The sequence below is a fragment of the Pseudoxanthomonas sp. LjRoot204_2 genome, assembly GCF_056175765.1.
In genome coordinates this window covers 1-3,036 of the sequence record NZ_JBGFFG010000401.1, presented here as the reverse complement: position 1 = coordinate 3,036, position 3,036 = coordinate 1, and the positions used below count along the sequence as shown (strand labels likewise).

The window sequence follows — 3,036 nt, the reverse complement described above, 5'->3', positions numbered from 1 at the left end:
GCGTGGTCGCGTGCGAGTAGCCGATCGAGAAACCGAAGGTGCGCGCTTCGTTCTGGGTGATGTAGCTGGCGTTGATGCGCTCGCCGTAGCCGGACGCATCGGCGGCATTGCCCAGCGAGTTACGCTGGCCGCGGATGCCGACGGCGCCGACCGGTGCATCGAAGCTCAGCGGACGCACGGTCTGCATGTCGACGGTACCCGACAGGCCCTGGCCGACCAGGCCGGCATCGGGCGTCTTGTACACGGTGACGCCGCTGACGAGCTCGGACGGGTACTGGTCGAACTCGACGCTGCGGTTGTCGCCGGTGCTGACCATCTCGCGACCGTTCAGCAGCGTGGTGGAGAAGTCGGGCGACAGGCCACGCACGCTGATCACCTGCGCACGGCCGGCGACGCGCTGCGCCGCGAGGCCAGGCAGGCGCGCCAGCGATTCGGCGATGCTGACGTCAGGCAGCTTGCCGATGTCTTCGGCCGAAATGGCTTCGACGATGGACGTGGAATCGCGCTTGACCGAGATCGCGCTCTCGATGCCGCGACGGATGCCGGTCACGACCACCGTATCCAGCTCGGTGGCATCGGCCTGTTGGGTCTGTTGTTCGGTCGTGGCGGCGGTCTGGGCGTTCACACCGGTCGCGGTGAGCGCGATGGCAGACGCCAACGCCGCGCTCAGCAGGTTGCGCTTGAGTTGCATGTTCCCCTCTCCAAGGACGTTGTATGCGACGAACCGGGTGCGTCGCGCCATGCGATCGCCCGGGTCTTACACGCCGGGACACGGGGCCCCGGAACGTGCGGCCATGGTAGTGGCGCACGCAGTCGCACAAATCGCCCTGCATACGTATTCATGCATATTTCCGCGACCCGCCGTAACGCGCGTTCCGTACGAAAAAACAGGCGAAAGCACGGCATCGCCGGCATGCGCGCGCAGGCGTCGGGAAGGTCCGTCCACGACGCCACGCCCACGCGCATGCACGGTGGGTGCGTAACGTTCGAAAAAGGAAAATGTCAGCGCGCGCGTGCGAAGAACACGCCGCGGGGCGGCAACGACAACCGTGTTCCCTCCAGCGACACCCGCGGCAGGCCGTGACCGTCCAGCGCGTCCACCGGCATGCCTTCCGGCAGCGACCACGTGACCGGTTGCGCCGACAGGTTGAAGACCGCCAGCACGCGCTGCCCGTCCGCTTCGCGCACGAAGGCGAGGACGGGTTCCTGCGCGTCGAGGAAACGGATGCTTCCGCTTCTCAGTGCGGGCTGCGTGCGTCGCCACGCGAGGAAGCGGCGCACGAGGTTGAGCACCGACGCGGGATCGGCGTCCTGCCGGGCGACGTTGATGGCGCGGTGTTCGTCGGGAATCGGCAGCCACGGCGACGCCCGGCTGAAGCCGGCCTGGTCTCCCCCATCCCATGGCATGGGCGTACGGCACCCATCGCGCCCCTTGAAGTTGGGCCAGAAGGTCTTGCCGTAGGGATCCTGCAATGCTTCGTACGGCACGTCCGCTTCCGGCAGGCCCAGTTCCTCGCCCTGGTAGAGGCAGACGGAGCCGCGCAGCGAGCACACCAGGGCCACCAGTTGTGCGGCCAGCGCGGGCGAGGCATCCCCGCCTCCCCAGCGCGTCACCGCGCGCTGCACATCGTGGTTGGACACGGCCCAGCACGGCCAGCCTTCCACCATCGCCGCTTCAAGCCGTTCGACGGTGCCGCGGATGTAGGCGGCGCTGCCGTCCTCGGTCAGCAGCTCGAAGCTGTAGCCCATGTGCAGGCGCTGGTCGGTGACGTACTCGGCCGTGGTGGCCAGTGAGTCTTCGGACGAGATCTCGCCGAGCGCCGCCGCGTCAGGATATGCGTCCAGCAACCCACGCAGGCGCTCCAGGAAGGGAATGTTCTCGGGCTGCGTGTTGTTGAAGTAGTGATACTGGTAGGCGTACGGGTTGTCGGGACTGAATCCGCGGCCCACGCGCTGGTCTTTCGGCTTGGGAGGATTGTCGCGCAGCTGCGCGTCGTGGAAGCAGAAGTTGATCGCATCCAGGCGCAGGCCATCGACACCGCGGTCCAGCCAGAACTGCACGTTGTCCAGCGTGGCCTGTTGCACGGCCGGGTTGTGGAAGTTCAGGTCCGGCTGGCTGGCGAGGAAGTTGTGCAGGTAATACTGCTCGCGACGCGGTTCCCAGCGCCATGCAACGCCGCCGAACAGCGACATCCAGTTGTTGGGGGGCGTGCCGTCTTCCTTGGGATCGGCCCAYACGTACCAGTCGGCCTTGGGRTTGTCGCGGCTCTCCCGGCTCTCCTTGAACCACGGGTGTTCGACCGAACAGTGGCTCAGCACCTGGTCGATCATCACCTTGACGCCCAGCGCGTGCGCCTTGGCCAGCAGGCGATCGAAGTCCTCCAGCGTCCCAAATAGCGGGTCGACATCGCGGTAGTCGGMGATGTCGTAGCCGAAGTCGGCCATCGGCGACTTGAAGAATGGCGAGATCCAGATGGCGTCCACGCCCAGCCCGGCGATGTAGTCGAGCTTCTCGACGATGCCCGGCAGGTCACCGACGCCATCCCCGTTGGTGTCCAGGAAGCTGCGCGGGTAGATCTGGTAGATCACCGCGCCACGCCACCAGTTGTTCTTCGTCATCGATGCACCCGTCGCAATGCGTAACGCACCCCTCCGGTGCGCTCGGCGGGCGCCACTATTCCACGCCGTGCCGGACTGCGTGCACGCGGGTCGCGGTCGCCGCGCATGAATACGTATGCAGATCGACACGACCCGCGACGACACGGCATTCGCGTCATCGCACCCCGACCACACTTTCCAGGTCGCAAAACCCATGCCTGCCAACGGTTTGCAGGCATCTCGCGGGCGATAGCATCGCAAGGATGGGCGGCAACTCGCGCCTGCGTGTTGTTTGCGGTGCAGCATGGAATCGGACGCGCATGTCGGCAAGATGCCGCGACGTTCGCCATCGCGCGCGCACTTCCACTGAAACACGCCACCCAGGGATCCGAATGACCGCCAAGCCCCGCCTGTCCTTCTGGCAGATCTGGAACATGT

At 66.2% G+C, this 3,036-nt stretch carries 2 protein-coding genes; both read right to left on the bottom strand.

What is annotated here, in order from left to right:
• Nucleotides 1-691 (bottom strand): TonB-dependent receptor plug domain-containing protein (locus AC04L7_RS15525; protein WP_475513353.1); only part of this gene is annotated, 691 nt, incomplete at its 3' end.
• 311 nt (nt 692-1,002) lie between these two features.
• Nucleotides 1,003-2,619: an alpha-glucosidase family protein gene (locus AC04L7_RS15520; RefSeq protein ID WP_475513352.1), complete on the bottom strand. Its 1,617-nt coding sequence runs from the start codon at nt 2,617-2,619 to the stop codon at nt 1,003-1,005.
• Between the last annotated feature and the right edge of the window lie 417 nt (nt 2,620-3,036).